The organism is Pseudomonas sp. LA5 (assembly GCF_028640825.1).
Taxonomy (GTDB): domain Bacteria; phylum Pseudomonadota; class Gammaproteobacteria; order Pseudomonadales; family Pseudomonadaceae; genus Chryseomonas; species Chryseomonas aestiva.
Genome location: NZ_JAQYZY010000019.1, coordinates 256,668 through 277,673, shown reverse-complemented (window position 1 = coordinate 277,673; position 21,006 = coordinate 256,668). Strand labels below are relative to the sequence as shown.

Here is a 21,006-nt window from a genome sequence, read left to right as displayed (position 1 = left end):
CAGATGCAGCAGTACGACAGCGATGTGGAACAGGGTCTAATCTATGGCTATCTCCTCGATGGCCGTGGCGGCGGAAGACGCCTTAGCCGCCGGGAACTGGCCGAGGCCGAGCCGAGCCCCGGCGAGGTGCTCTGGCTGCACTGGGATCGCAGCGTTCCCGAAGCCCAGGCCTGGCTCCGGCAATCCAGCGGCCTGAGCGAATTCGCCTGTGACCTGCTGCTGGAGGAGGCGACCCGCCCGCGGCTGGTCAATCAGCCCGACGACAGCCTGCTGCTGTTCCTGCGCGGGGTGAACCTCAATCCTGGCGCCGTGCCCGAAGACATGGTGTCGCTGCGGGTATTCGTCGACAAACGCCGGGTGATCTCGCTGCGCATGAGACCCATGAAGGCTGCCGCCGAAGTCCAGGAAGACCTGGAAGCGGGCATCGGCGCCCAGAGCGCCGAGGAACTGGTGCTCTATCTCGCCAGCTACATGACCAGCCGGGTCGATGACCTGGTGCGCGGCCTGTCCGACCAGCTCGATGGTCTCGAAGAGCAGGTCGACCAGGACGAGAACAGCCTGCCCGACCATGCCCAGGTGCTCACCCTCAGGCGTCGCGCGACCGGGTTGCGCCGTTACCTGGCCCCGCAGCGCGACATCTATGGCGATCTGGCCCGCGGCAAGCCCGCCTGGTTCGTCGAGGCGGCCAGTCAGGGGTACTGGAGCGAATTGCACAACAGCCTGGTGCGCAACCTGGAAGAACTCGAGGTCATGCGCGAGCGGGTGGCGCTGCTGCAGGACGCCGAACAGCGGGCGACCACGGAAAAGACCAATCGCACCCTCTATCTGCTGGCCATCATCACCGGCTTCTTCCTGCCCATCAGCTTCATCACCGGTCTGCTGGGGATGAACATGGGCGGCCTGCCAGGTTCGTCGTCTCCCTTCGGCTTCGTGGCCGCCTGCCTGCTGATCGCGGCGGTGTCGATCTTCCAGGTCTGGCTGTTTCGCCGACTGCGCTGGCTGTGACCCGCCTCCACCTCGTTGCGTCAAGAGGAAACGACCAGCGAGGTGCCTATGCACGATCCTTTCGAAGCGTCCCTCAAGGCGCTCCTCAATACCCCGGCCAACGCTCAGGACGAGGAGGGCGATGACCAGGCGCGATTGCACCGCGTGCTCAAGACCGCCAACCGCCAGGTGGGCGCGGGTGCGCTGTTCGATCTGATCGGGCGGCACTGGGTATCGGTGCTGCTGCTGGCGCTGGGCAACGGTGCCCCTCATCTGAAGCCGCGCTCACGTCGCACCCGGCGTAGCGAATCTTCCCCGGAGATCCTGAAGTAGATGGAATTCGATATCTGGACCCAGAGTCTGCTGTCCGCCATGACCACCCTGTGGAGCAAGGTGGCCGGTTTCATCCCCAACGTCTTCGGCGCCCTGGTGGTGATCCTCGCCGGCTTCGCCGTCGCCAAGATTCTCGACACCGTGTTGTCGAAGGTCCTCGCCAAGCTCGGCCTGGATCGTATCCTTGCCGGTGCCGGTGTGACCAAGCAGCTGGCCAAGATCGGCATCCGCATCCCGGTCACCACCCTGATCGGCCGGATCGTCTACTGGTTTGTCCTGCTGGTGTTCCTGGTGTCGGCCGCCGAATCCCTGGGTCTGCAGCGCGTGTCCTCCACCCTGGACGTCATGGCGCTCTATGTACCCAAGATCTTTGGTGCCGCCCTGGTGCTCATCGTTGGCGTGCTGCTGGCGCAACTGGTCAGTGGCCTGGTCCACGGCGCCGCCGAGGGTGTCGGCCTGGATTACGCCGCGGGGCTGGGGCGCCTGGCCCAGGGCCTGGTCATCATCATTTCGATTTCGGTCGCGGTCGGTCAGCTGGAGATCAAGACCGAGCTGCTGAACCTGGTCATCGCCATCGTGCTGACCGCCTTCGCCCTGGCCGCCGCCCTGGCCCTGGGTCTGGGCAGTCGGGGGCTGGTGTCGCAGATTCTGGCCGGCATCTATGTGCGCGAACTCTACGAAGTCGGCCAGTGGGTGACCCTGGCGGACGTCGAAGGCGAGATCGAGGAAATCGGGACCGCCAAGACCCTCATCATGACCGAGGAGGGCGATATCGTTTCGGTTCCGAACCGTCTATTACTGGAGGCTCAGGTGCGCAGCCGCTGACAGGCGCCGCGGAGATGGCTATCATGCCCGCCACTTTTTGGTAGCCAACTCCGTCTTGAACAAGCCTGCCCCTCATGCCTACGACCCGACTACGCTCAGTGATGAAGAGCTGGTCCAGCGCGCGCATGGTGAACTCTTCCACGTGACGCGAGCCTACGAAGAACTGATGCGCCGTTATCAGCGCACCCTGTTCAACGTCTGCGCCCGCTACCTGGGGAACGACCGGGATGCAGACGATGTCTGCCAGGAGATCATGCTGAAGGTGCTTTACGGTTTGAAGAATTTCGAGGGGAAATCGAAATTCAAGACCTGGCTGTACAGCATCACCTACAACGAGTGCATCACTCAGTACCGCAAGGAACGTCGCAAGCGGCGGCTGGTAGAGGCATTAAGTCTGGATCCGATGGAGGAAGCCTCCGAGGAACGGGCGCCGAAGCTGGAAGAGAAGGGAGGGATGGATCGCTGGCTGGTCCATGTGGGTCAGGTCGATCGGGAGATTCTGGTGCTGCGCTTCGTCGCCGAGCTGGAGTTCCAGGAGATCGCCGACATCATGCACATGGGCCTCAGCGCCACCAAGATGCGGTACAAGCGGGCACTCGACAAACTGCGTGACAAGTTCGCAGCTGAAGTTGAGGGCTGACCGGATGTGTCGGTCGTAAGTTTTTGAACTTCACGAAAACTTGTTGTCGAAGCCTCCGGAGATTGCCGGAATTAGTACCACTAAAATGGGGATACAAAGGATGAAACTGAAGAGCACCTTGGGCGTCGTTATCGGCTCCCTGCTGGCAAGCGCCTCGCTGAGCGCCCTGGCACAAGGTCAAGGCGCCGTCGAGACCGAGCTGTTCGGCAGCCGTCTGTTCACCGACAGCCAGCGCAACATGACCAACGCTGACCTGTACGGCGGTTCCGTTGGCTACTTCCTGACCGATGACGTTGAGCTGGCGTTGTCCTACGGTGAGTACCACAACGCCCGTGGCGACCACGACCTGGGTCACAAGAACATCAAGGGCAGCCTGGCCGCTCTGGATGCCTACTACCACTTCGGTCAGCCCGGCGTCGGCCTGCGTCCGTACGTGTCCGGTGGCTTCGCTCACCAGTCCATCAGCAACCGTGACATCAACGAAGGTGGTCGTGATCGCTCCACCTACGCCAACCTGGGTGCCGGCCTGAAGTACTACTTCACCGAGAACCTGTATGCCCGTACCGGCGTGCAAGCTAACTACAACATCGACTACGGCGACACCGAGTGGAGCGCTGCTGTAGGTGTTGGTCTGAACTTCGGTGGTTCCACCAAGAAAGAAGTCGCTCCGGCTCCGGCTCCGGCCCCCGTTGCTGACGTCTGCACCGATTCCGACAACGACGGCGTCTGCGACAACGTCGACAAGTGCCCGAACACCCCGGCCAACGTCACCGTTGACGCTACCGGCTGCCCGGCTGCTGCCGAAACCGTTCGCGTCGAGCTGGACGTGAAATTCGATTTCGACAAGGCCGTGGTCAAGCCCAACAGCTATGCCGACATCAAGAACCTGGCTGATTTCATGCAGCAGTACCCGCAGACCTCGACCACCGTTGAAGGTCACACCGACTCCGTCGGCACCGACGCCTACAACCAGAAGCTGTCCGAGCGTCGTGCCAACGCCGTGCGTAACGTCCTGGTTAACCAGTACGGCGTGCAGGGCGGCCGCGTGAATGCTGTTGGTTACGGCGAATCCCGCCCGGTTGCTGACAACGCCACCGAAGCCGGTCGCGCTGTCAACCGTCGCGTAGAAGCCGAAGTCGAAGCTCAGGCCAAGTAAGCTGCCTGATCCAGACTCGAAAAAGCCCGCCTAGTGCGGGCTTTTTCATGCCTGACGTTTCTCGCGCCCGACTTCGATCAAGGTGCTACAGGCATAAAAAACCCCGCCGAAGCGGGGTTCTTACTGGCGGATCGATCAGCCGCGATCGTCCGAGATGTCGCGTTGGGCAACGCCGGTGTACAGCTGGCGCGGCCGGCCGATCTTGTAGGGACCGGACAGCATTTCCTGCCAGTGCGAGATCCAGCCGACGGTCCGCGCCATGGCGAAGATCACGGTGAACATGCTGGTCGGGATACCGATCGCCTTGAGGATGATGCCGGAGTAGAAGTCCACGTTCGGGTAGAGGTTGCGCTCGACGAAGTAGGGGTCCTTGCGAGCCAGTTCTTCGAGGCGCATGGCCAGTTCCAGCTGCGGATCGTTGATGCCGAGCTCGGCCAGGACCTCGTCGCAGGTCTGCTTCATCACCGTGGCGCGCGGATCGAAGTTCTTGTAGACGCGATGGCCGAAGCCCATCAGCTTGAACGGATCGTTCTTGTCCTTGGCCTTGGCCACGAACTTGTCGATGTTGGCCACATCGCCAATCTCGTCCAGCATCTTCAGTACCGCTTCGTTCGCGCCACCGTGCGCCGGGCCCCAAAGGGCGGCGATACCGGCAGCGATACAGGCGAAGGGGTTGGCGCCCGACGAACCGGCCAGGCGGACGGTAGAGGTGGAGGCGTTCTGCTCATGGTCGGCATGCAGGATGAAGATGCGATCCATGGCGCGGGCCAGCACCGGGCTGATCGGCTTTTCCTCGCACGGGGTGTTGAACATCATGTGCAGGAAGTTTTCCGCGTATCCCAGGTTGTTACGGGGATACATCATCGGCTGACCCATGGAGTACTTGTGCACCATGGCTGCCAGGGTCGGCATCTTGGCGATCAGGCGCATCGCCGAAATCTCGCGGTGCTGCGGATCGGTGATGTCCAGGGAGTCGTGGTAGAAGGCCGAGAGGGCGCCGACCACACCGCACATGATCGCCATGGGGTGCGCATCGCGGCGGAAGCCGTTGAAGAAGTTCTTCAGTTGCTCGTGAACCATGGTGTGGTTCTTGATGGTGTCAACGAACTGCGCCTTTTCTTGCGCGTTCGGCAATTCACCCTTGAGCAGCAGGTAACAGGTCTCGAGATAGTCGGATTTCTCCGCCAGTTGCTCGATCGGGTAGCCCCGGTGCAGCAGGATGCCCTTGTCACCATCGATATAGGTGATCTTGGACTCACACGAGGCAGTGGACATGAAGCCCGGGTCGAAGGTGAACACACCAGTGGAGGTGAGGTTGCGAACATCGATCACGTCCGGGCCAAGGGTGCCGGACATAACGGGCAGGTCAACCGGATCCGCTCCCGAGATGATCAACTGCGCTTTCTTGTCAGCCATTAGGCCTCCTTATTTTGCTTTGAAATCATCAATAAACCCTCCACTCAGGGCCTCGCCCACTATAGAGGGATAAATTTGAAAGTCAATTTACGAAAATATCACCCTAAAGGCTCTTTCTGGGCGGATTGTGCGGCGAAAAGACCTTAACACGCAGGCTTCTGAATATCAGCTGGCGACGTCGGAATCGGGCATCCGCGTTTGTCATGAGTAGGCTAACTGTCTATAATTCTCGCCCGACCGTACCGGGTCGGCGAGCTGATGCCGAGCGGTCGAGACGCTTCCAACAGGAAGCGTGTAGCAGATGTGGAATCTCCTATAACTAGCCCGACCGCAATTGGGCCCTCAGTGTGAAAGAAGCCGTGAATAGCAAACGACCTGTAAACCTAGATCTCAGGACCATCAAACTACCTATCACAGCTTATACCTCGATTCTTCACCGTATCTCCGGCGTCATCCTGTTCCTCGGCATTGCAGTCATGCTTTATGGCCTGCACCTGTCCCTGGGCAGTCCGGAAGGCTTCGGCCAAGTGAAAGCTTTTCTGGCCTATCCGCTGGTCAAGCTCGTGATCTGGGGTCTGCTGTCTGCATTGCTCTACCATCTGGTCGCCGGCATCCGGCACCTGATCATGGATGGTGGCGCCGGCGAAACCCTGCAGGGTGGCAAGCTGGGTGCGCAGCTTGTGCTGGTCATTTCCGCAGTTCTGATCATTCTGGCAGGGGTTTGGGTATGGTAACTAACGTCACCAATCTTTCGCGTTCCGGTCTCTACGACTGGATGGCTCAACGGGTCTCGGCAGTCGTCCTTGCGGTCTACTTCCTCTTTATCATCGGCTACCTGATCCTTCACCCAGGGCTCACCTTCGAGCAATGGCACGGCCTGTTCTCCCACACCCTGATGCGCATCTTCAGCCTGCTGGCGCTGGTGTCCGTCTGCGTTCATGCCTGGGTTGGTATGTGGACCATCTCCACCGACTACCTGACCACCATGGCTATCGGCAAGGGCGCTACCGCCGTGCGTTTCCTGTTCCAGGCGGTATGCGGGTTCGCGATGTTCGCGTTCTTCGTCTGGGGCGTGCAGATCTTCTGGGGTGTTTGATCTATGTCCACAATTCGTCATATCTCGTTTGATGCCATTATCGTAGGTGGCGGCGGCGCCGGTATGCGCGCAGCGCTGCAACTGGCCCAGTCCGGTCACAAGACCGCGGTGATCACCAAGGTCTTCCCGACCCGTTCCCATACCGTGTCCGCCCAGGGCGGCATCACCTGCGCCATCGCCTCGGCCGACCCGAACGATGACTGGCGCTGGCACATGTACGACACCGTCAAGGGGTCGGACTACATCGGTGACCAGGACGCCATCGAGTACATGTGCTCCGTAGGCCCGGAAGCGGTCTTCGAACTCGAGCACATGGGTCTGCCGTTCTCCCGCACCGAGCAGGGCCGCATCTATCAGCGTCCCTTCGGCGGCCAGTCCAAGGACTACGGCAAGGGCGGCCAGGCCGCGCGGACCTGCGCCGCGGCCGACCGTACCGGTCACGCCCTGCTGCACACCCTCTATCAGGGCAACCTGAAGAACAACACGGTATTCCTCAACGAGTGGTACGCCGTGGATCTGGTGAAGAACCAGGACGGCGTCATCGTCGGGGTCATCGCCATCTGCATCGAGACCGGCGAGACCGTCTACGTCAAGGCCAAGGCCACCGTGCTGGCCACCGGCGGTGCGGGCCGTATCTATGCCTCCACCACCAACGCCCTGATCAACACCGGTGACGGCGTCGGCATGGCGCTGCGCGCCGGTGTGCCGGTGCAGGACATCGAGATGTGGCAGTTCCACCCCACCGGCATCGCCGGCGCCGGGGTGCTGGTCACCGAGGGTTGCCGTGGTGAGGGTGGCTATCTGATCAACAAGCACGGCGAGCGCTTCATGGAGCGCTATGCGCCCAACGCCAAGGACCTGGCCGGTCGCGACGTGGTCGCCCGTTCCATGGTCAAGGAAGTGCTGGCCGGCAACGGTTGCGGTCCGGATGGCGACCACGTGCTGCTGAAGCTGGACCACCTGGGTGAAGACGTGCTGCACAGCCGTCTGCCCGGCATCTGCGAACTGTCCAAGACCTTCGCCCATGTCGACCCGGTCGTCGCGCCGGTGCCCGTGATCCCCACCTGCCACTATATGATGGGCGGCATCGCCACCAACATTCATGGTCAGGCCATCACTCAGGACGCCAACGGCAACGACAGAATCATCGAAGGCCTGTTCGCCGTGGGCGAAGTGGCTTGCGTGTCCGTGCACGGCGCCAACCGCCTGGGTGGCAACTCGCTGCTGGACCTGGTGGTCTTCGGTCGTGCGGCCGGTCTGCATCTGGAGAAGGCGCTCAAGGACGGCATCGAGCACCGCGGTGCTTCGGAAAGCGACCTGGAAGCCTCGCTGCAGCGTCTGTCCGGCGTCAATGAGCGGACCACTGGCGACGACGTCGCCACGCTGCGCAAGCAGCTGCAGACTTGCATGCAGAACTACTTCGGGGTGTTCCGCACCGGCGAGTACATGCAGAAGGGCATCGCCGAGCTGGCCGATCTGCGCGAGCGCATCGCCAAGGTCAAGATCAACGACAAGAGCCAGGGCTTCAACACCGCCCGTATCGAGGCGCTCGAGTTGCAGAACCTGCTGGAAGTGGCCGAAGCAACCGCCATCGCTGCCGAGAACCGCAAGGAGTCCCGTGGTGCTCACGCCCGTGAAGACTTCGAAGAGCGTGACGACGAGAACTGGCTGTGCCACACCCTCTATTTCCCCGGTGAAAAGCGGGTCAGTAAGCGTGGAGTCAACTTCGCGCCCAAGACCGTACCGATGTTCGAACCCAAGGTTCGGACTTACTAAAGGTGACCACCATGTTGAAAGTCAGCGTTTATCGTTACAACCCGGATCAGGACGGCCTGCCGTCCATGCAGGAGTTCCAGGTCGATACCGGTGGGAAGGACCTCATGGTGCTGGACGTCCTGGCTCTGATCAAAGAGCAGGATGAAGGCTTCTCCTACCGTCGTTCCTGCCGCGAAGGTGTGTGCGGCTCCGACGGCATGAACATCAACGGCAAGAACGGCCTGGCGTGCATCACGCCGCTGTCGGCCGTGGTCAAGAACGACAAGCTGGTCGTGCGCCCGCTGCCCGGCCTGCCGGTCATCCGTGACCTGGTCGTCGACATGAGCATCTTCTACAAGCAGTACGAGAAGGTGAAGCCGTTCCTGCAGAACGAGACTCCGGCCCCGGCCATCGAGCGCCTGCAGAGCCCGGAAGACCGCGAGAAGATCGATGGTCTGTACGAGTGCATCCTGTGTGCCTGCTGCTCGACGTCCTGCCCGTCCTTTTGGTGGAACCCCGACAAGTTCCTCGGCCCCGCCGCGCTGCTGCAGGCCTATCGCTTCCTGGCCGACAGTCGTGACACCAAGACCCAGGAACGTCTGGCGGCCATGGACGATCCGTTCAGCGTGTTCCGCTGCCGGTCGATCATGAACTGCGTGGCGGTCTGTCCCAAGGGGCTGAACCCGACCAAGGCCATTGGCCATGTGCGGGCGATGCTGCTGCAGAGCGGTACCTGATCCACGTCCCGCCCGGCCAGTTGTGCCGGGCGGGTTCGTTAGCGACCTCGATAGCTTGATTCAACCAATGTCCATTCAGGGATACCCGGAACAGCATCCGGGCATTGGCGCAGCCGTAGGGAGGCCAGGTCTCGCGTCGAGACTGGTTATCGGCTGATGCTATCTCTGCCGAAGGGGTGAACTAGATGCACGAAAGTCAGATGCAGCAACTGTGGGACAGCGCTCACCTGTCCGGCAGTAACGCTGCCTATGTGGAAGAGCTCTATGAGCTGTTTCTGCACGATGCCAACGCTGTGCCGGAAGAGTGGCGCACCTACTTCCAGAAGCTGCCTGCGGTCACTGGCAATTCGCCGGACGTCGCGCATTCCGCGATCCGTGACCATTTCGTGCTGTTGGGCAAGAACCAGCGGCGAGCTCAACCGGTTTCGGCCGGTACCGTCAGTTCCGAACACGAGAAGAAGCAGGTCGAAGTCCTGCGTCTGATCCAGGCGTATCGTCTGCAGGGCCATCAGGCTGCCCAGCTCGATCCCCTGGGTCTGTGGAAGCGTCAGCCGCCTGCCGATCTGCTGCTCAACCACTATGGGTTGACCGATGCCGATCTGGATACCACATTCCGCACCGGTGAATTGTTCATCGGCAAAGAGGAGGCAACTCTCCGTGAAATCAGGGATGCGCTGCAAGAGACATATTGCCGCACGGTCGGTGCGGAGTTCATGCACATCGTCGATTCCGAGGAGCGCCGCTGGTTCCTGCAGCGCCTGGAAAGCGTCCGTGGCCGCCCGCAGTATTCCCCTGAAGTCCGCACCCATCTGCTGGAGCGCCTGACCGCCGCCGAAGGCCTGGAAAAGTACCTGGGCACCAAGTACCCGGGCACCAAGCGTTTCGGCCTGGAAGGGGGCGAGAGCCTGATTCCGCTGATCGACGAGATCATCCAGCGTTCCGGTTCCTATGGCGTCAAGGAGCTGGTGATCGGCATGGCCCACCGTGGCCGCCTGAACGTGCTGGTCAACACCCTGGGCAAGAACCCGCGCGACCTGTTCGACGAATTCGAAGGCAAGAAGCTGGTCGAGCTGGGCTCCGGTGACGTCAAGTACCACCAGGGCTTCTCCTCCAACGTCATGACCCAGGGCGGCGAAGTCCACCTGGCGCTGGCGTTCAACCCTTCGCACCTGGAGATCGTCTCTCCGGTGGTGGAAGGTTCGGTACGTGCCCGCCAGGATCGCCGCGGCGATCGCTCCGGCGACAAGGTCGTACCCGTCGCCATCCACGGCGACGCGGCCTTCGCGGGCCAGGGCGTGGTCATGGAAACCTTCCAGATGTCGCAGACCCGCGCCTACAAGACCGGCGGCACCCTGCACCTCGTCATCAACAACCAGGTGGGCTTCACCACCAACCGCCAGGAAGACGCGCGCTCCACCGAGTACGCCACCGACGTCGCCAAGATGATCCAGGCGCCGATCTTCCACGTGAACGGCGACGATCCCGAAGCGGTGCTGTTCGTCACCCAGCTGGCGGTCGACTACCGCATGCAGTTCAAGCGTGACATCGTCATCGACCTGGTGTGCTACCGCCGTCGCGGCCACAACGAGGCCGACGAGCCGAGCGGCACCCAGCCGCTGATGTACCAGCAGATCGCCAAGCAGCGCACCACCCGCGATCTCTACGCCGATGCCCTGACCCAGGCCGGCGTGGTCACCGCCGAGCAGGTCCAGGCGCAGTTCGAAGCCTACCGCGGCGCCCTCGACGAGGGCCGTCACGTCGTGGCCAGCCTGGTCAAGGAACCCAATCGCGACCTGTTCGTCGACTGGAAACCCTACCTCGGCCACGCTTGGACCGCCCGGCACGACACCGGCTTCGACCTCAAGACCCTGCAGGACCTGGCCAACAAGCTGCTGCAGGTTCCGGAAGGCGTCGTGGTCCAGCGTCAGGTCGGCAAGATCCTCGAAGACCGCCAGAAGATGACTGCTGGCGGTCTGCCCCTGAACTGGGGCTTCGCCGAGACCATGGCCTACGCCACCCTGTTGCACGAAGGCCACCCGATCCGCATCACCGGTCAGGACGTCGGCCGTGGCACCTTCTCGCACCGTCACGCGGTGCTGCACAACCAGAAGGACGCCGTACCCTACGTGCCCCTGCAGCACCTGGCCGAAGACCAGCCGTCGTTCGAGATCTACGACTCCTTCCTCTCCGAGGAAGCGGTGCTGGGCTTCGAATACGGTTATGCCACCACCACGCCTAATGCGCTGGTGGTCTGGGAAGCCCAGTTCGGTGACTTCGCCAACGGTGCCCAGGTGGTCATCGACCAGTTCATCACCAGCGGCGAGATCAAGTGGGGTCGTCTCTGCGGCCTGACCATGCTGCTGCCCCATGGCTACGAAGGCCAGGGTCCGGAGCACTCGTCGGCTCGCTTGGAGCGTTACCTGCAACTGTGCGCCGAGCAGAACATCCAGGTCTGCGTACCGACTACGCCGGCGCAGATCTACCATCTGCTGCGTCGTCAGGTGATCCGCCCGCTGCGCAAGCCGCTGGTGGTGCTCACGCCCAAGTCGCTGCTGCGCCACAAGCTGGCCATCTCGACTCTGGAAGACCTGGCCCATGGTTCGTTCCAGACCGTGATCAACGAGCTGGATCAGATCGATGCCCAGCAGGTTAAGCGCCTGGTCCTGTGCAGCGGCAAGGTCTACTACGACCTGCTGGAAAAGCGCCGCAGCGAGAATCGCCAGGACATCGCCATCGTGCGTCTGGAGCAGCTCTATCCGTTCCCGGAAGACGATCTGGCCGAGGTACTGGCCGGTTATCCGAACCTTGAGCGCGTGGTCTGGTGCCAGGAAGAACCGATGAACCAGGGTGCCTGGTACTGCAGCCAGCATCACATGCGTCGCGCCGTGTCCGCCTACAAGCAGGGCCTGGGTCTGGAATACGCCGGTCGCGATGCGTCCGCCGCACCGGCCTGTGGCTATGCCTCCATGCACGCCGAGCAGCAGGAAAAACTGCTGAACGATGCTTTCTCCGTTTGATTCGCCACGCGACTACTAGAGATCACTAAGGAAATTCATAGAATGGCTATCGAGATCAAAGCCCCTACCTTCCCGGAATCGGTCGCTGACGGCACCGTCGCCACCTGGCACAAGAAGCCAGGCGAAGCGGTCAAGCGTGACGAATTGCTGGTTGACATCGAGACCGACAAGGTCGTGCTGGAAGTCGTGGCACCTGTCGATGGTGTCCTGGCCGAGGTCCTGAAGAACGAAGGCGACACCGTGCTGAGCGAAGAAGTCATCGCTCGCGTGGAAGAGGGTGCCACTGCCGCCGCCGCGCCGGCTGCCCAGCCGACCGCTGCCAGCGCTCCGGCTGCCGCGCCGGCCGCCGGTGGTGAAGAGGACCCGATCCTGGCTCCTGCCGCACGCAAGATCGCCGAAGAGAACGGCATCGATCCGGCTACCTTGGTCGGCACCGGCAAGGGCGGTCGCATCACCAAGGAAGACGCCGTCGCCGCCGTCGAGGCCAAGAAGTCCGGCGCCGCCGCTCCGGCTGCCAAGCCCGCTGCCGCCGCCGCTCCGGTGGTGACCGCCGCTGGCGACCGTACCGAGAAGCGCGTGCCCATGACCCGCCTGCGGGCCAAGGTCGCCGAGCGCCTGGTGGAAGCCCAGTCCAGCATGGCCATGCTGACGACCTTCAACGAGGTCAACATGAAGCCGATCATGGACCTGCGCTCCAAGTACAAGGACATGTTCGAGAAGAAGCACAATGGCGTGCGCCTGGGCTTCATGTCCTTCTTCGTCAAGGCCGCCACCGAGGCGCTCAAGCGTCAGCCGGGCGTCAACGCCTCCATCGACGGTAACGACATCGTCTATCACGGTTACCAGGACATCGGCGTGGCCGTGTCCAGCGACCGTGGCCTGGTGGTTCCGGTGCTGCGCAACGCCGAGTTCATGAGCCTGGCGGAAGTGGAAGGCACCATCGCCGACTTCGGCAAGAAGGCCAAGGCCGGCAAGCTGACCATGGACGACATGCAGGGCGGTACCTTCACCATCTCCAACGGTGGTGTCTTCGGTTCGCTGCTGTCCACGCCCATCGTCAACCCGCCGCAGACCGCGATCCTGGGCATGCACAAGATCCAGGAGCGCCCCATGGCGGTGAACGGCCAGGTCGTGATCCTGCCGATGATGTATCTTGCGCTGTCCTACGACCATCGCCTGATCGATGGCAAGGAAGCCGTGACCTTCCTGGTCACCATGAAGGACCTGCTGGAAGACCCGGCTCGTCTGCTGCTGGACATCTGATCCGGCTCTCGCGGTGCGGGGCAGGGGCCACGCACCGCTTCAAGTTTTCCTGCCTGAAGCTGCTCCAAGGGGATTAGTGTATGAGCGACAAATTCGACGTAGTGGTGATCGGCGCAGGCCCTGGTGGCTACGTGGCCGCCATCCGCGCCGCGCAGCTCGGTCTGAAGACGGCCTGTGTCGAGCGCTACAAGGGCAAGGAAGGCAAGGTCGCCCTGGGCGGCACCTGCCTGAACGTGGGTTGCATTCCCTCCAAGGCGCTGCTGGACAGCTCCTACAAGTACCACGAGGCCCACGAGGGCTTTAAGGTCCACGGCATCGACGCGCCGAACGTCACCATCGACGTGCCCACCATGATCGGTCGCAAGGACCAGATCGTGAAGAACCTCACCGGCGGCGTGGCCACCCTGTTCAAGGCGAACGGCGTGACCCTGCTGGAAGGCAACGGCAAGCTGCTGTCCGGCAAGAAGGTCGAAGTCACCGGTCTGGACGGCAACGTCCAGGTGGTCGAGGCCGAGAACGTCATCCTGGCGTCCGGCTCGCGTCCCATCGACATCCCGCCGGCTCCGGTGGACCAGAAGGTCATCGTCGATTCCACCGGCGCCCTGGAATTCCAGAGCGTGCCCAAGCGTCTGGGCGTGATCGGTGCCGGCGTCATCGGCCTGGAACTGGGTTCGGTCTGGGCCCGTCTGGGCGCCGAAGTCACCGTGCTGGAAGCCCTGGACAAGTTCCTGGTCGCCGCCGATGAGCAGGTGTCCAAGGAAGCCTACAAGATCCTCTCCAAGCAGGGTCTGAACATCCGCATGGGTGCTCGCGTGACCGGTTCCCAAGTGAACGGCGAAGAAGTCACCGTCAACTACACCGAAGCCGGTGAAGAAAAGCAGATCACCTTCGATCGTCTGATCGTCGCCGTGGGCCGTCGTCCGGTCACCACCGACCTGCTGGCATCCGACAGCGGCGTGGAAAGCGACGAGCGTGGCTACATCTACGTCGACGACCATTGCGCTACCAGCGTGCCGGGCGTGTTCGCCATCGGCGACTGCGTGCGCGGTCTGATGCTGGCCCACAAGGCCTCGGAAGAAGGCGTGATGGTCGCCGAGCGCATCGCCGGTCACAAGGCCCAGATGAACTATGATCTGGTCCCCTCGGTGATCTACACCCACCCGGAAATCGCATGGGTCGGCAAGACCGAGCAGGCCCTGAAGGCCGAAGGCGTCGAAGTCAACGTCGGCACCTTCCCCTTCGCGGTCAGCGGGCGTGCCCTGGCGGCCAACGACACCGCCGGCTTCGTCAAGGTCGTGGCGGATGCCAAGACCGATCGCGTCCTGGGCGTCCATGTGGTCGGCCCGAGCGCGGCGGAGCTGGTGCAGCAAGGCGCCATCGCCATGGAATTCGGCTCCAGCGCCGAAGACCTGGGCATGATGGTGTTCTCGCACCCGACGCTGTCCGAGGCGCTGCACGAAGCGGCCCTGGCGGTGAACGGTCATGCGATCCACGCGGTGAATCGCAAGAAGCGGTAAGAGATTTACAGAACCACGGGGTCGCCGACCGCCGTGGAGCCTCAGGGCTCCACCGCAGGAAGGCACCTCGGACTCTTGTTAGTGGGGTGTGAGACACCCCACTAGGGCAGGGGTCACAGGTGGCGCGGTGCCCGCGACCGTCCGGAGGACGGCTCGGATAACGCACAGCGTCGAATGCGCAATACCCAACGAAGACGGTAGACAAGCATGAATCTCCACGAGTATCAGGGTAAGCAGCTGTTCGCTGAATACGGCCTGCCCGTTTCCAAAGGCTACGCTGTCGACACCCCCCAGGAGGCCTACGAGGCTTGCGGCCGTATCGGCGGCGACGAGTGGGTCGTCAAGGCCCAGGTACATGCCGGTGGCCGTGGCAAGGCCGGTGGTGTGAAACTGGTCAAGAGCAAGGAAGAAGCCAAGGAATTCGCCGCCAAGTGGCTGGGCCAGCGTCTGGTGACCTACCAGACTGACGCCAACGGTCAGCCGGTCACCAAGATCCTGGTTGAATCCTGCACCGACATCGATCAGGAGCTCTATCTGGGCGCCGTGGTCGATCGTTCCAGCCGCCGTATCGTGTTCATGGCGTCCACCGAAGGTGGCGTGGACATCGAGAAAGTCGCTCACGACACTCCGGAAAAGATTCTCAAGGCCACCATCGATCCGCTGGTGGGCGCTCAGCCCTACCAGGGTCGCGACCTGGCTTTCCAGCTGGGCCTGAAAGGTGACCAGATCAAGCAGTTCACCCAGATCTTCGTCGGTCTGGCCAAGCTGTTCCAGGACTACGACCTGGCGCTGCTGGAAGTGAACCCGCTGGTGATCAAGAAGGACGGCAACCTGCACTGCCTGGATGCCAAGATCAACATCGACAGCAACGCCATCTACCGTCAGCCCAAGCTGCGCGCCTTCCACGACCCGTCGCAGGACGACGCCCGTGAAGCCCATGCGCAGAAGTGGGAACTGAACTACGTGGCCCTGGAAGGCAGCATCGGCTGCATGGTCAACGGTGCCGGTCTGGCCATGGGTACCATGGACATCGTCAACCTGCACGGCGGCAAGCCGGCCAACTTCCTCGACGTTGGCGGTGGTGCGACCAAAGAGCGCGTGACCGAGGCGTTCAAGATCATCCTGTCCGACAGCAACGTGAAGGCCGTTCTGGTCAACATCTTCGGCGGCATCGTGCGCTGCGACATGATCGCCGAAGGCATCATCGGCGCCGTGAAAGAAGTTGGCGTGAAGGTGCCGGTCGTGGTTCGCCTGGAAGGCAACAACGCCGAACTCGGTGCCAAGGTCCTGGCCGAAAGCGGCCTGAACATCATCGCGGCAACCAGCCTGACCGACGCTGCCCAGCAGGTCGTCAAGGCCGCGGAGGGTAAGTAATGAGCGTCCTGATCAACAAAGACACCAAGGTCATCTGCCAAGGCTTCACCGGTAGCCAGGGTACCTTCCACTCCGAACAGGCCATCGCCTATGGCACCCAGATGGTCGGCGGCGTGACCCCCGGCAAGGGCGGCTCCACCCACCTGGGTCTGCCGGTGTTCAACACCGTGCGTGAAGCCGTCGAAGCTACTGGCGCCGACGCTTCGGTGATCTACGTGCCGGCTCCCTTCTGCAAAGACTCCATCATGGAAGCGGCGCTGGGCGGCATCAAGCTGATCGTCTGCATCACCGAGGGTATCCCTACCCTCGACATGCTGGATGCCAAGGTGAAGTGTGACGAGCTGGGCGTACGCCTGATCGGCCCGAACTGCCCTGGCGTCATCACCCCCGGCGAGTGCAAGATCGGCATCATGCCCGGTCACATCCACCTGCCGGGCAAGGTCGGTATCGTGTCGCGTTCCGGCACCCTGACCTACGAAGCCGTGAAGCAGACCACCGATGCCGGCTTCGGCCAGTCCACCTGCGTGGGCATCGGCGGCGATCCCATTCCGGGTTCGAACTTCATCGATATCCTGAAGTTGTTCCAGGAAGATCCGCAGACCGAAGCCATCGTGATGATCGGCGAGATCGGCGGCAGCGCTGAAGAAGAAGCCGCGGCCTACATCAAGGCCAACGTGACCAAGCCGGTGGTGTCCTACATCGCCGGTGTCACCGCACCGCCCGGCAAGCGCATGGGCCACGCCGGCGCCATCATCTCCGGCGGCAAGGGTACTGCGGACGAGAAGTTCGCCGCCCTGCAGGACGCGGGTGTGAAGACCGTGCGTTCCCTGGCTGACATCGGCAAGGCCCTGGCCGAGCTGACCGGTTGGGAAGTCAAGAAGGCCTGAGCCTGATTGACGATAGAAAAGGCCGCCTTCGGGCGGCCTTTTTCATGGGCGCGACCATGACGCCTCATCAGCTGCCAGCTGCCTTTTCGCGGGTAATTCGTTAGGATGGCAACCTTCCGCTCCAACGGCCACCCCGTGGCCCCGCCAAGACCTGCTCCCATGAGGGCGGGCTGCCTCGTTTTCCTCATTGCTGGTACTGCCTTCCATGAAAGCTTTGCAAAGCCGGGATGTCCTGGCCCTTGGATTCATGACGTTCGCGTTGTTCGTCGGCGCGGGCAACATCATCTTTCCCCCGATCGTCGGTCTGCAGGCGGGCGAGCACGTCTGGAGCGCTGCCCTGGGCTTTCTGCTGACCGCTGTCGGCCTGCCGGTGCTGACGCTGATCGCCCTGGCACGGGTCGGAGGCGGCATGGACGCCCTGAGCAAGCCGCTCGGCCAGACCGCCGCCCGCACCCTGGCCATCGTCTGCTACCTGTCGGTGGGCCCGCTGTTCGCCACGCCGCGCACCGCCACGGTGTCCTTCGAGGTCGGCGTCGCGCCCCTGCTGGGCAACGGACCCATACCGCTGTTCCTCTACAGCCTGGCCTATTTCCTGGTGGTGCTGGTGGTCTCGCTCTATCCGGGACGCCTGCTCGATACCGTGGGGCGCTTTCTCGGTCCGCTGAAGATCCTGGCGCTGGCGGTACTGGGCGGCGCCGCGCTGTTCTGGCCGGCTGGCGGTCCTGCCACGGCGGCACCGGACTACGCCTCGCGGGCGCTGTCCCAGGGCTTCGTCAACGGCTACCTGACCATGGATACCCTGGGCGCCCTGGTATTCGGCATCGTCATCGTCAACGCCATTCGTGCCCGTGGCGTGACGGCGCCGCAGCTGCTGACGCGCTACACCATCATCGCCGGGCTGATTGCCGGGGCAGGGCTGGTGCTGGTCTACCTGAGTCTGTTCCAGCTCGGCGCCGGTAGCGGAGTGCTGGTGCCCCATGCCAGCAATGGCGCCGAGGTCCTGCATGCCTATGTGCAGCACACCTTCGGCAGTGTCGGCAGCGACTTCCTCGCGGTGCTGATCACCCTGGCCTGCCTGGTCACGGCGGTGGGCCTGACCTGCGCCTGCGCGGAGTTCTTCAGCGAATTCCTGCCGTTCAGCTATCGCAGTCTGGTGGTTCTGCTGGCGGCGTTCTCGCTGTTGGTGTCAAACCTAGGCCTGACCCAGCTGATCCAGATCTCGGTGCCGATCCTGACCGCCATCTATCCGCCCTGCATCGCCCTGGTGGTGATGAGCTTCTTCACCGCCCGCTGGGTGGCGCCTGGGCGCATCCTCGGGCCGGTGCTGCTGGTGGCCCTGGCCTTCGGCATCCTCGATGGCCTACAGGCGGCGCACCTGACGGTGCCCTATCTGAGCGGTGCCGTACAGTGGCTGCCGCTGGCCGACTCGGGGCTGGGCTGGCTGTTGCCGGCCGTGGTGGTGGGGCTGGTCGCCCTGACGCTGGAAAGCCTGCGGCCTGGCGAACGCGTCCAAGAGGACGAGGCCGAACCGGATCCCTCGCGTTCCTGAATCAGCCGCCCACAAAAAAGCCCGCATAAGCGGGCTTTTTTCATATCCAGACAGCTTACGGCTTGGGCTGGGTAGCCGGCGCGTTGCCGTTGGCGGTACCGGTGGCCGGGCTGACCGAGGTGGCTTCGCCTTTGGATTGCTCCTTGGCAGCCTCGTTGGCGGCTTCGTTGCGCTGCTCAGCAGCCTTGTTGCTCTGCTCAGCGGCTTTGTTCAGGTTTTCCTGGGCTTTCTGTTCGGTCTTGGCAGCATCCTGAGCCTTGTTTTCGGAAGGCTTGTCACAGGCGGCGAGGCCGAAGGCGGCAGTGAAGAGCAGGGCAATAGCGAAGGGCTTTTTCATGTGTTTTCTCCTTATGAACTACACGACAGCCGTTCGAGCGCCCCGTTAAAAGTTAAGTTCCGCGTCTAGCCCAGGCATCGCGCAAATTCCTACTTGCATCGCGAACCGAGCGCGCCAAGGTTGAAATGTCATCGGGCGCCCCCATCTCCGCGACATCGCCAGGCATCTGGTGCGTACCTATCGATAGCGGAGTTCGTAGCATGAGTGTGGAGACTCAAAAGGAAACCCTAGGCTTCCAGACCGAAGTGAAGCAGCTGCTTCACCTGATGATTCACTCGCTGTATTCCAACAAGGAAATCTTCCTGCGCGAATTGATTTCCAACGCCTCCGACGCGGCCGACAAGCTCAGATTCGAGGCCTTGTCCAAGCCCGAACTGCTCGAAGGCGGGGATACGCTGAAGATTCGCCTGAGCTTCGACAAGGAGGCCGGCACGGTCACCCTCGAAGACAACGGTATCGGCATGAGCCGCGAAGAGGTGATCGCTCACCTCGGCACCATCGCCAAGTCCGGTACCGCCGATTTCCTGAAGAATCTCAGCGGCGACCAGAAGAAGGATTCCAACCTCATCGGTCAGTTCGGCGTGGGCTTCTACTCGGCGTTCATCGTCGCCGATCAGGTCGACGTCTACACCCGCCGTGCCGGCCAGCCTGCCGCCGAAGGCGTGCACTGGTCGTCGAAGGGGGAAGGGGAGTTCGAGGTCGCGAACATCGACAAGCCCGAACGCGGTACCCGCATCGTGCTGCACCTCAAACCCGAGGAAACCGAGTTCGCCGATGGCTGGCGCCTGCGCAATGTGGTCAAGAAATACTCCGACCACATCGGCCTGCCCATCGAGCTGCCCAAGGAGCAGCAGGGTGGCGAGGACGAGCAGCCGACCGCCGCCGAGTGGGAAACCGTCAACCGTGCCAGCGCGCTCTGGACCCGTCCGCGTACCGAACTCAAGGACGAGGACTACCAGGAGTTCTACAAGCACGTCGGCCATGACTTCGAGAATCCGCTGACCTGGAGCCACAACAAGGTCGAGGGCAAGCTCGAATACACCTCGCTGCTGTACGTGCCGGCCCGTGCGCCCTTCGATCTCTACCAGCGTGAAGCGCCCAAGGGCCTGAAGCTCTATGTGCAGCGCGTCTTCATCATGGACCAGGCCGACCAGTTCCTGCCGCTGTACCTGAGATTCATCAAGGGTGTGGTGGATTCCAACGACCTGTCGCTGAACGTGTCCCGCGAGATCCTGCAGAAGGATCCGGTGATCGACTCCATGAAGTCGGCGCTGACCAAACGCGTGCTGGACATGCTCGAGAAGCTGGCCAAGAGCGAGCCGGAGAAGTACCAGTCGTTCTGGGGCCACTTCGGCCAGGTGCTCAAGGAAGGTCCGGCGGAAGACTTCGCCAACCGCGAGAAGATCGCCGGCCTGCTGCGTTTCGCCTCGACCCACAATGGCGACGATGCCCAGAACGTGTCCCTGGCCGACTACATCGGCCGGATGAAGGAAGGTCAGGACAAGATCTACTACCTGACCGGCGAGAGCCATGCCCAGATCAAGAACAGCCCGCACCTGGAAGTCTTCCGCAAGAAGGGTGTCGAGGTGCTGCTGCTGACCGATCGCATTGACGAGTGGCTGATGAGCTATCTCACCGAATTCGACGGCAAGCATTTCGTCGATGTCGCCCGTGGCGATCTGGATCTCGGCAAGCTCGACAGCGAAGAAGACAAGCAGGCCCAGGAAGAGGTCGCCAAGACCAAGGAAGGCCTGGTGGAGCGCCTCAAGCAGGCCCTGGATGCCCAGGTCAGCGAAGTTCGCGTGTCCCATCGCCTGACCGATTCGCCGGCGATCCTGGCCATCGGCGAGCAGGACCTCGGCTTGCAGATGCGCCGCATCCTGGAAGCCAGCGGTCAGAAGGCGCCGGATTCCAAGCCGATCTTCGAGATCAATCCGCAGCACCCGCTGATCGAGAAACTCGATGGCGAGCCCGACGAGGACCGCTTCGCCGACCTGTCGCACATCCTGTTCGATCAGGCTGCGCTGGCCGCCGGCGACAGCCTCAAGGATCCCGCCGCCTATGTCCGCCGGTTAAACAAACTGCTGGTGGAATTGTCCGCTTGAAGATGGAGAAGCCCG

At 62.5% G+C, this 21,006-nt stretch carries 18 protein-coding genes; 16 read left to right on the top strand and 2 right to left on the bottom strand.

Going from position 1 to position 21,006, the window contains the following annotated elements:
- Window positions 1-3: 3 nt before the first annotated feature.
- From PVZ72_RS03475 to PVZ72_RS03455, 5 genes are all read left to right on the top strand, one after another.
- Complete coding sequence (locus PVZ72_RS03475) at window positions 4-1,005, top strand: zinc transporter ZntB (protein WP_273861218.1); 1,002 nt, start codon at window positions 4-6, stop codon at window positions 1,003-1,005.
- 48 nt (window positions 1,006-1,053) lie between these two features.
- Entirely contained in the window at window positions 1,054-1,317 is a 264-nt protein-coding gene (locus PVZ72_RS03470) for a CrfX protein (protein ID WP_133859679.1), read from the top strand.
- On the top strand, window positions 1,318-2,142 hold the full coding sequence (locus PVZ72_RS03465; RefSeq protein WP_158895487.1) for a mechanosensitive ion channel family protein: 825 nt from the start codon (window positions 1,318-1,320) through the stop codon (window positions 2,140-2,142).
- Window positions 2,143-2,197: 55 nt separating this feature from the next.
- Window positions 2,198-2,782 (top strand): RNA polymerase sigma factor SigX, encoded by a 585-nt coding sequence (sigX, locus tag PVZ72_RS03460; RefSeq protein WP_007159259.1) that lies wholly within the window; start codon window positions 2,198-2,200, stop codon window positions 2,780-2,782.
- Window positions 2,783-2,882: 100 nt separating this feature from the next.
- Window positions 2,883-3,938 carry an OmpA family protein gene (locus PVZ72_RS03455; RefSeq protein ID WP_187978798.1) on the top strand — a complete coding sequence of 352 codons (1,056 nt, stop codon included), beginning with the start codon at window positions 2,883-2,885 and terminating at the stop codon, window positions 3,936-3,938.
- A gap of 135 nt (window positions 3,939-4,073) precedes the next feature.
- Here PVZ72_RS03455 and gltA read toward each other — a convergent pair whose 3' ends face one another.
- Window positions 4,074-5,354, bottom strand: coding sequence for a citrate synthase (gene gltA, locus PVZ72_RS03450; protein ID WP_017638893.1), 1,281 nt, complete (start codon window positions 5,352-5,354; stop codon window positions 4,074-4,076).
- A gap of 347 nt (window positions 5,355-5,701) precedes the next feature.
- On the opposite strand from gltA, the gene sdhC reads away from it, so the two are divergent.
- From sdhC to brnQ, 10 genes are all read left to right on the top strand, one after another.
- A complete protein-coding gene (gene sdhC, locus PVZ72_RS03445; protein WP_026083585.1) occupies window positions 5,702-6,088 on the top strand; it encodes a succinate dehydrogenase, cytochrome b556 subunit in 387 nt (128 codons plus the stop codon).
- Complete coding sequence (sdhD, locus tag PVZ72_RS03440; RefSeq protein ID WP_133859676.1) at window positions 6,082-6,450, top strand: succinate dehydrogenase, hydrophobic membrane anchor protein; 369 nt, start codon at window positions 6,082-6,084, stop codon at window positions 6,448-6,450. Before sdhC ends, sdhD begins: the two co-directional genes overlap by 7 nt.
- 3 nt (window positions 6,451-6,453) lie before the next feature.
- A complete protein-coding gene (gene sdhA / locus PVZ72_RS03435) occupies window positions 6,454-8,226 on the top strand; it encodes a succinate dehydrogenase flavoprotein subunit (protein WP_133859675.1) in 1,773 nt (590 codons plus the stop codon).
- Between the two features lie 11 nt (window positions 8,227-8,237).
- Entirely contained in the window at window positions 8,238-8,942 is a 705-nt protein-coding gene (locus tag PVZ72_RS03430; RefSeq protein WP_007159253.1) for a succinate dehydrogenase iron-sulfur subunit, read from the top strand.
- A 185-nt stretch (window positions 8,943-9,127) separates the two neighbouring features.
- Complete coding sequence (locus tag PVZ72_RS03425) at window positions 9,128-11,959, top strand: 2-oxoglutarate dehydrogenase E1 component (RefSeq protein ID WP_133859674.1); 2,832 nt, start codon at window positions 9,128-9,130, stop codon at window positions 11,957-11,959.
- Between the two features lie 42 nt (window positions 11,960-12,001).
- Window positions 12,002-13,222, top strand: a complete 1,221-nt coding sequence (gene odhB / locus PVZ72_RS03420) for a 2-oxoglutarate dehydrogenase complex dihydrolipoyllysine-residue succinyltransferase (RefSeq protein WP_133859673.1) — start codon at window positions 12,002-12,004, stop codon at window positions 13,220-13,222.
- Between the two features lie 80 nt (window positions 13,223-13,302).
- On the top strand, window positions 13,303-14,739 hold the full coding sequence (gene lpdA, locus PVZ72_RS03415) for a dihydrolipoyl dehydrogenase (RefSeq protein WP_133859672.1): 1,437 nt from the start codon (window positions 13,303-13,305) through the stop codon (window positions 14,737-14,739).
- A gap of 207 nt (window positions 14,740-14,946) precedes the next feature.
- Window positions 14,947-16,113: an ADP-forming succinate--CoA ligase subunit beta gene (gene sucC, locus PVZ72_RS03410; protein ID WP_064306646.1), complete on the top strand. Its 1,167-nt coding sequence runs from the start codon at window positions 14,947-14,949 to the stop codon at window positions 16,111-16,113.
- Entirely contained in the window at window positions 16,113-17,000 is an 888-nt protein-coding gene (gene sucD / locus PVZ72_RS03405) for a succinate--CoA ligase subunit alpha (protein ID WP_133859671.1), read from the top strand. The genes sucC and sucD overlap by 1 nt, the downstream gene beginning before the upstream one ends.
- 205 nt (window positions 17,001-17,205) lie before the next feature.
- A complete protein-coding gene (gene brnQ / locus PVZ72_RS03400) occupies window positions 17,206-18,549 on the top strand; it encodes a branched-chain amino acid transport system II carrier protein (protein WP_187978800.1) in 1,344 nt (447 codons plus the stop codon).
- Between the two features lie 55 nt (window positions 18,550-18,604).
- On the opposite strand, the gene PVZ72_RS03395 is transcribed toward brnQ, so the two are convergent.
- Entirely contained in the window at window positions 18,605-18,886 is a 282-nt protein-coding gene (locus PVZ72_RS03395) for a hypothetical protein (protein ID WP_007159246.1), read from the bottom strand.
- 200 nt (window positions 18,887-19,086) lie between these two features.
- On the opposite strand from PVZ72_RS03395, the gene htpG reads away from it, so the two are divergent.
- Entirely contained in the window at window positions 19,087-20,991 is a 1,905-nt protein-coding gene (htpG, locus tag PVZ72_RS03390; protein ID WP_064306644.1) for a molecular chaperone HtpG, read from the top strand.
- The last annotated feature ends 15 nt before the right edge of the window (window positions 20,992-21,006 follow it).

Coding starts and splice junctions, on each gene's coding strand:
- sdhD (WP_133859676.1), top strand. CDS start 6,082: ATGGTAACTAACGTCACCAATCTTTCGCGTTCCGGTCTCTACGACTGG.
- odhB (WP_133859673.1), top strand. CDS start 12,002: ATGGCTATCGAGATCAAAGCCCCTACCTTCCCGGAATCGGTCGCTGAC.
- lpdA (WP_133859672.1), top strand. CDS start 13,303: ATGAGCGACAAATTCGACGTAGTGGTGATCGGCGCAGGCCCTGGTGGC.
- sucC (WP_064306646.1), top strand. CDS start 14,947: ATGAATCTCCACGAGTATCAGGGTAAGCAGCTGTTCGCTGAATACGGC.
- PVZ72_RS03470 (WP_133859679.1), top strand. CDS start 1,054: ATGCACGATCCTTTCGAAGCGTCCCTCAAGGCGCTCCTCAATACCCCG.
- sucD (WP_133859671.1), top strand. CDS start 16,113: ATGAGCGTCCTGATCAACAAAGACACCAAGGTCATCTGCCAAGGCTTC.
- PVZ72_RS03425 (WP_133859674.1), top strand. CDS start 9,128: ATGCACGAAAGTCAGATGCAGCAACTGTGGGACAGCGCTCACCTGTCC.
- PVZ72_RS03475 (WP_273861218.1), top strand. CDS start 4: ATGCAGCAGTACGACAGCGATGTGGAACAGGGTCTAATCTATGGCTAT.
- sdhA (WP_133859675.1), top strand. CDS start 6,454: ATGTCCACAATTCGTCATATCTCGTTTGATGCCATTATCGTAGGTGGC.
- PVZ72_RS03465 (WP_158895487.1), top strand. CDS start 1,318: ATGGAATTCGATATCTGGACCCAGAGTCTGCTGTCCGCCATGACCACC.
- PVZ72_RS03455 (WP_187978798.1), top strand. CDS start 2,883: ATGAAACTGAAGAGCACCTTGGGCGTCGTTATCGGCTCCCTGCTGGCA.
- htpG (WP_064306644.1), top strand. CDS start 19,087: ATGAGTGTGGAGACTCAAAAGGAAACCCTAGGCTTCCAGACCGAAGTG.
- brnQ (WP_187978800.1), top strand. CDS start 17,206: ATGAAAGCTTTGCAAAGCCGGGATGTCCTGGCCCTTGGATTCATGACG.
- gltA (WP_017638893.1), bottom strand. CDS start 5,354: ATGGCTGACAAGAAAGCGCAGTTGATCATCTCGGGAGCGGATCCGGTT.
- PVZ72_RS03430 (WP_007159253.1), top strand. CDS start 8,238: ATGTTGAAAGTCAGCGTTTATCGTTACAACCCGGATCAGGACGGCCTG.
- PVZ72_RS03395 (WP_007159246.1), bottom strand. CDS start 18,886: ATGAAAAAGCCCTTCGCTATTGCCCTGCTCTTCACTGCCGCCTTCGGC.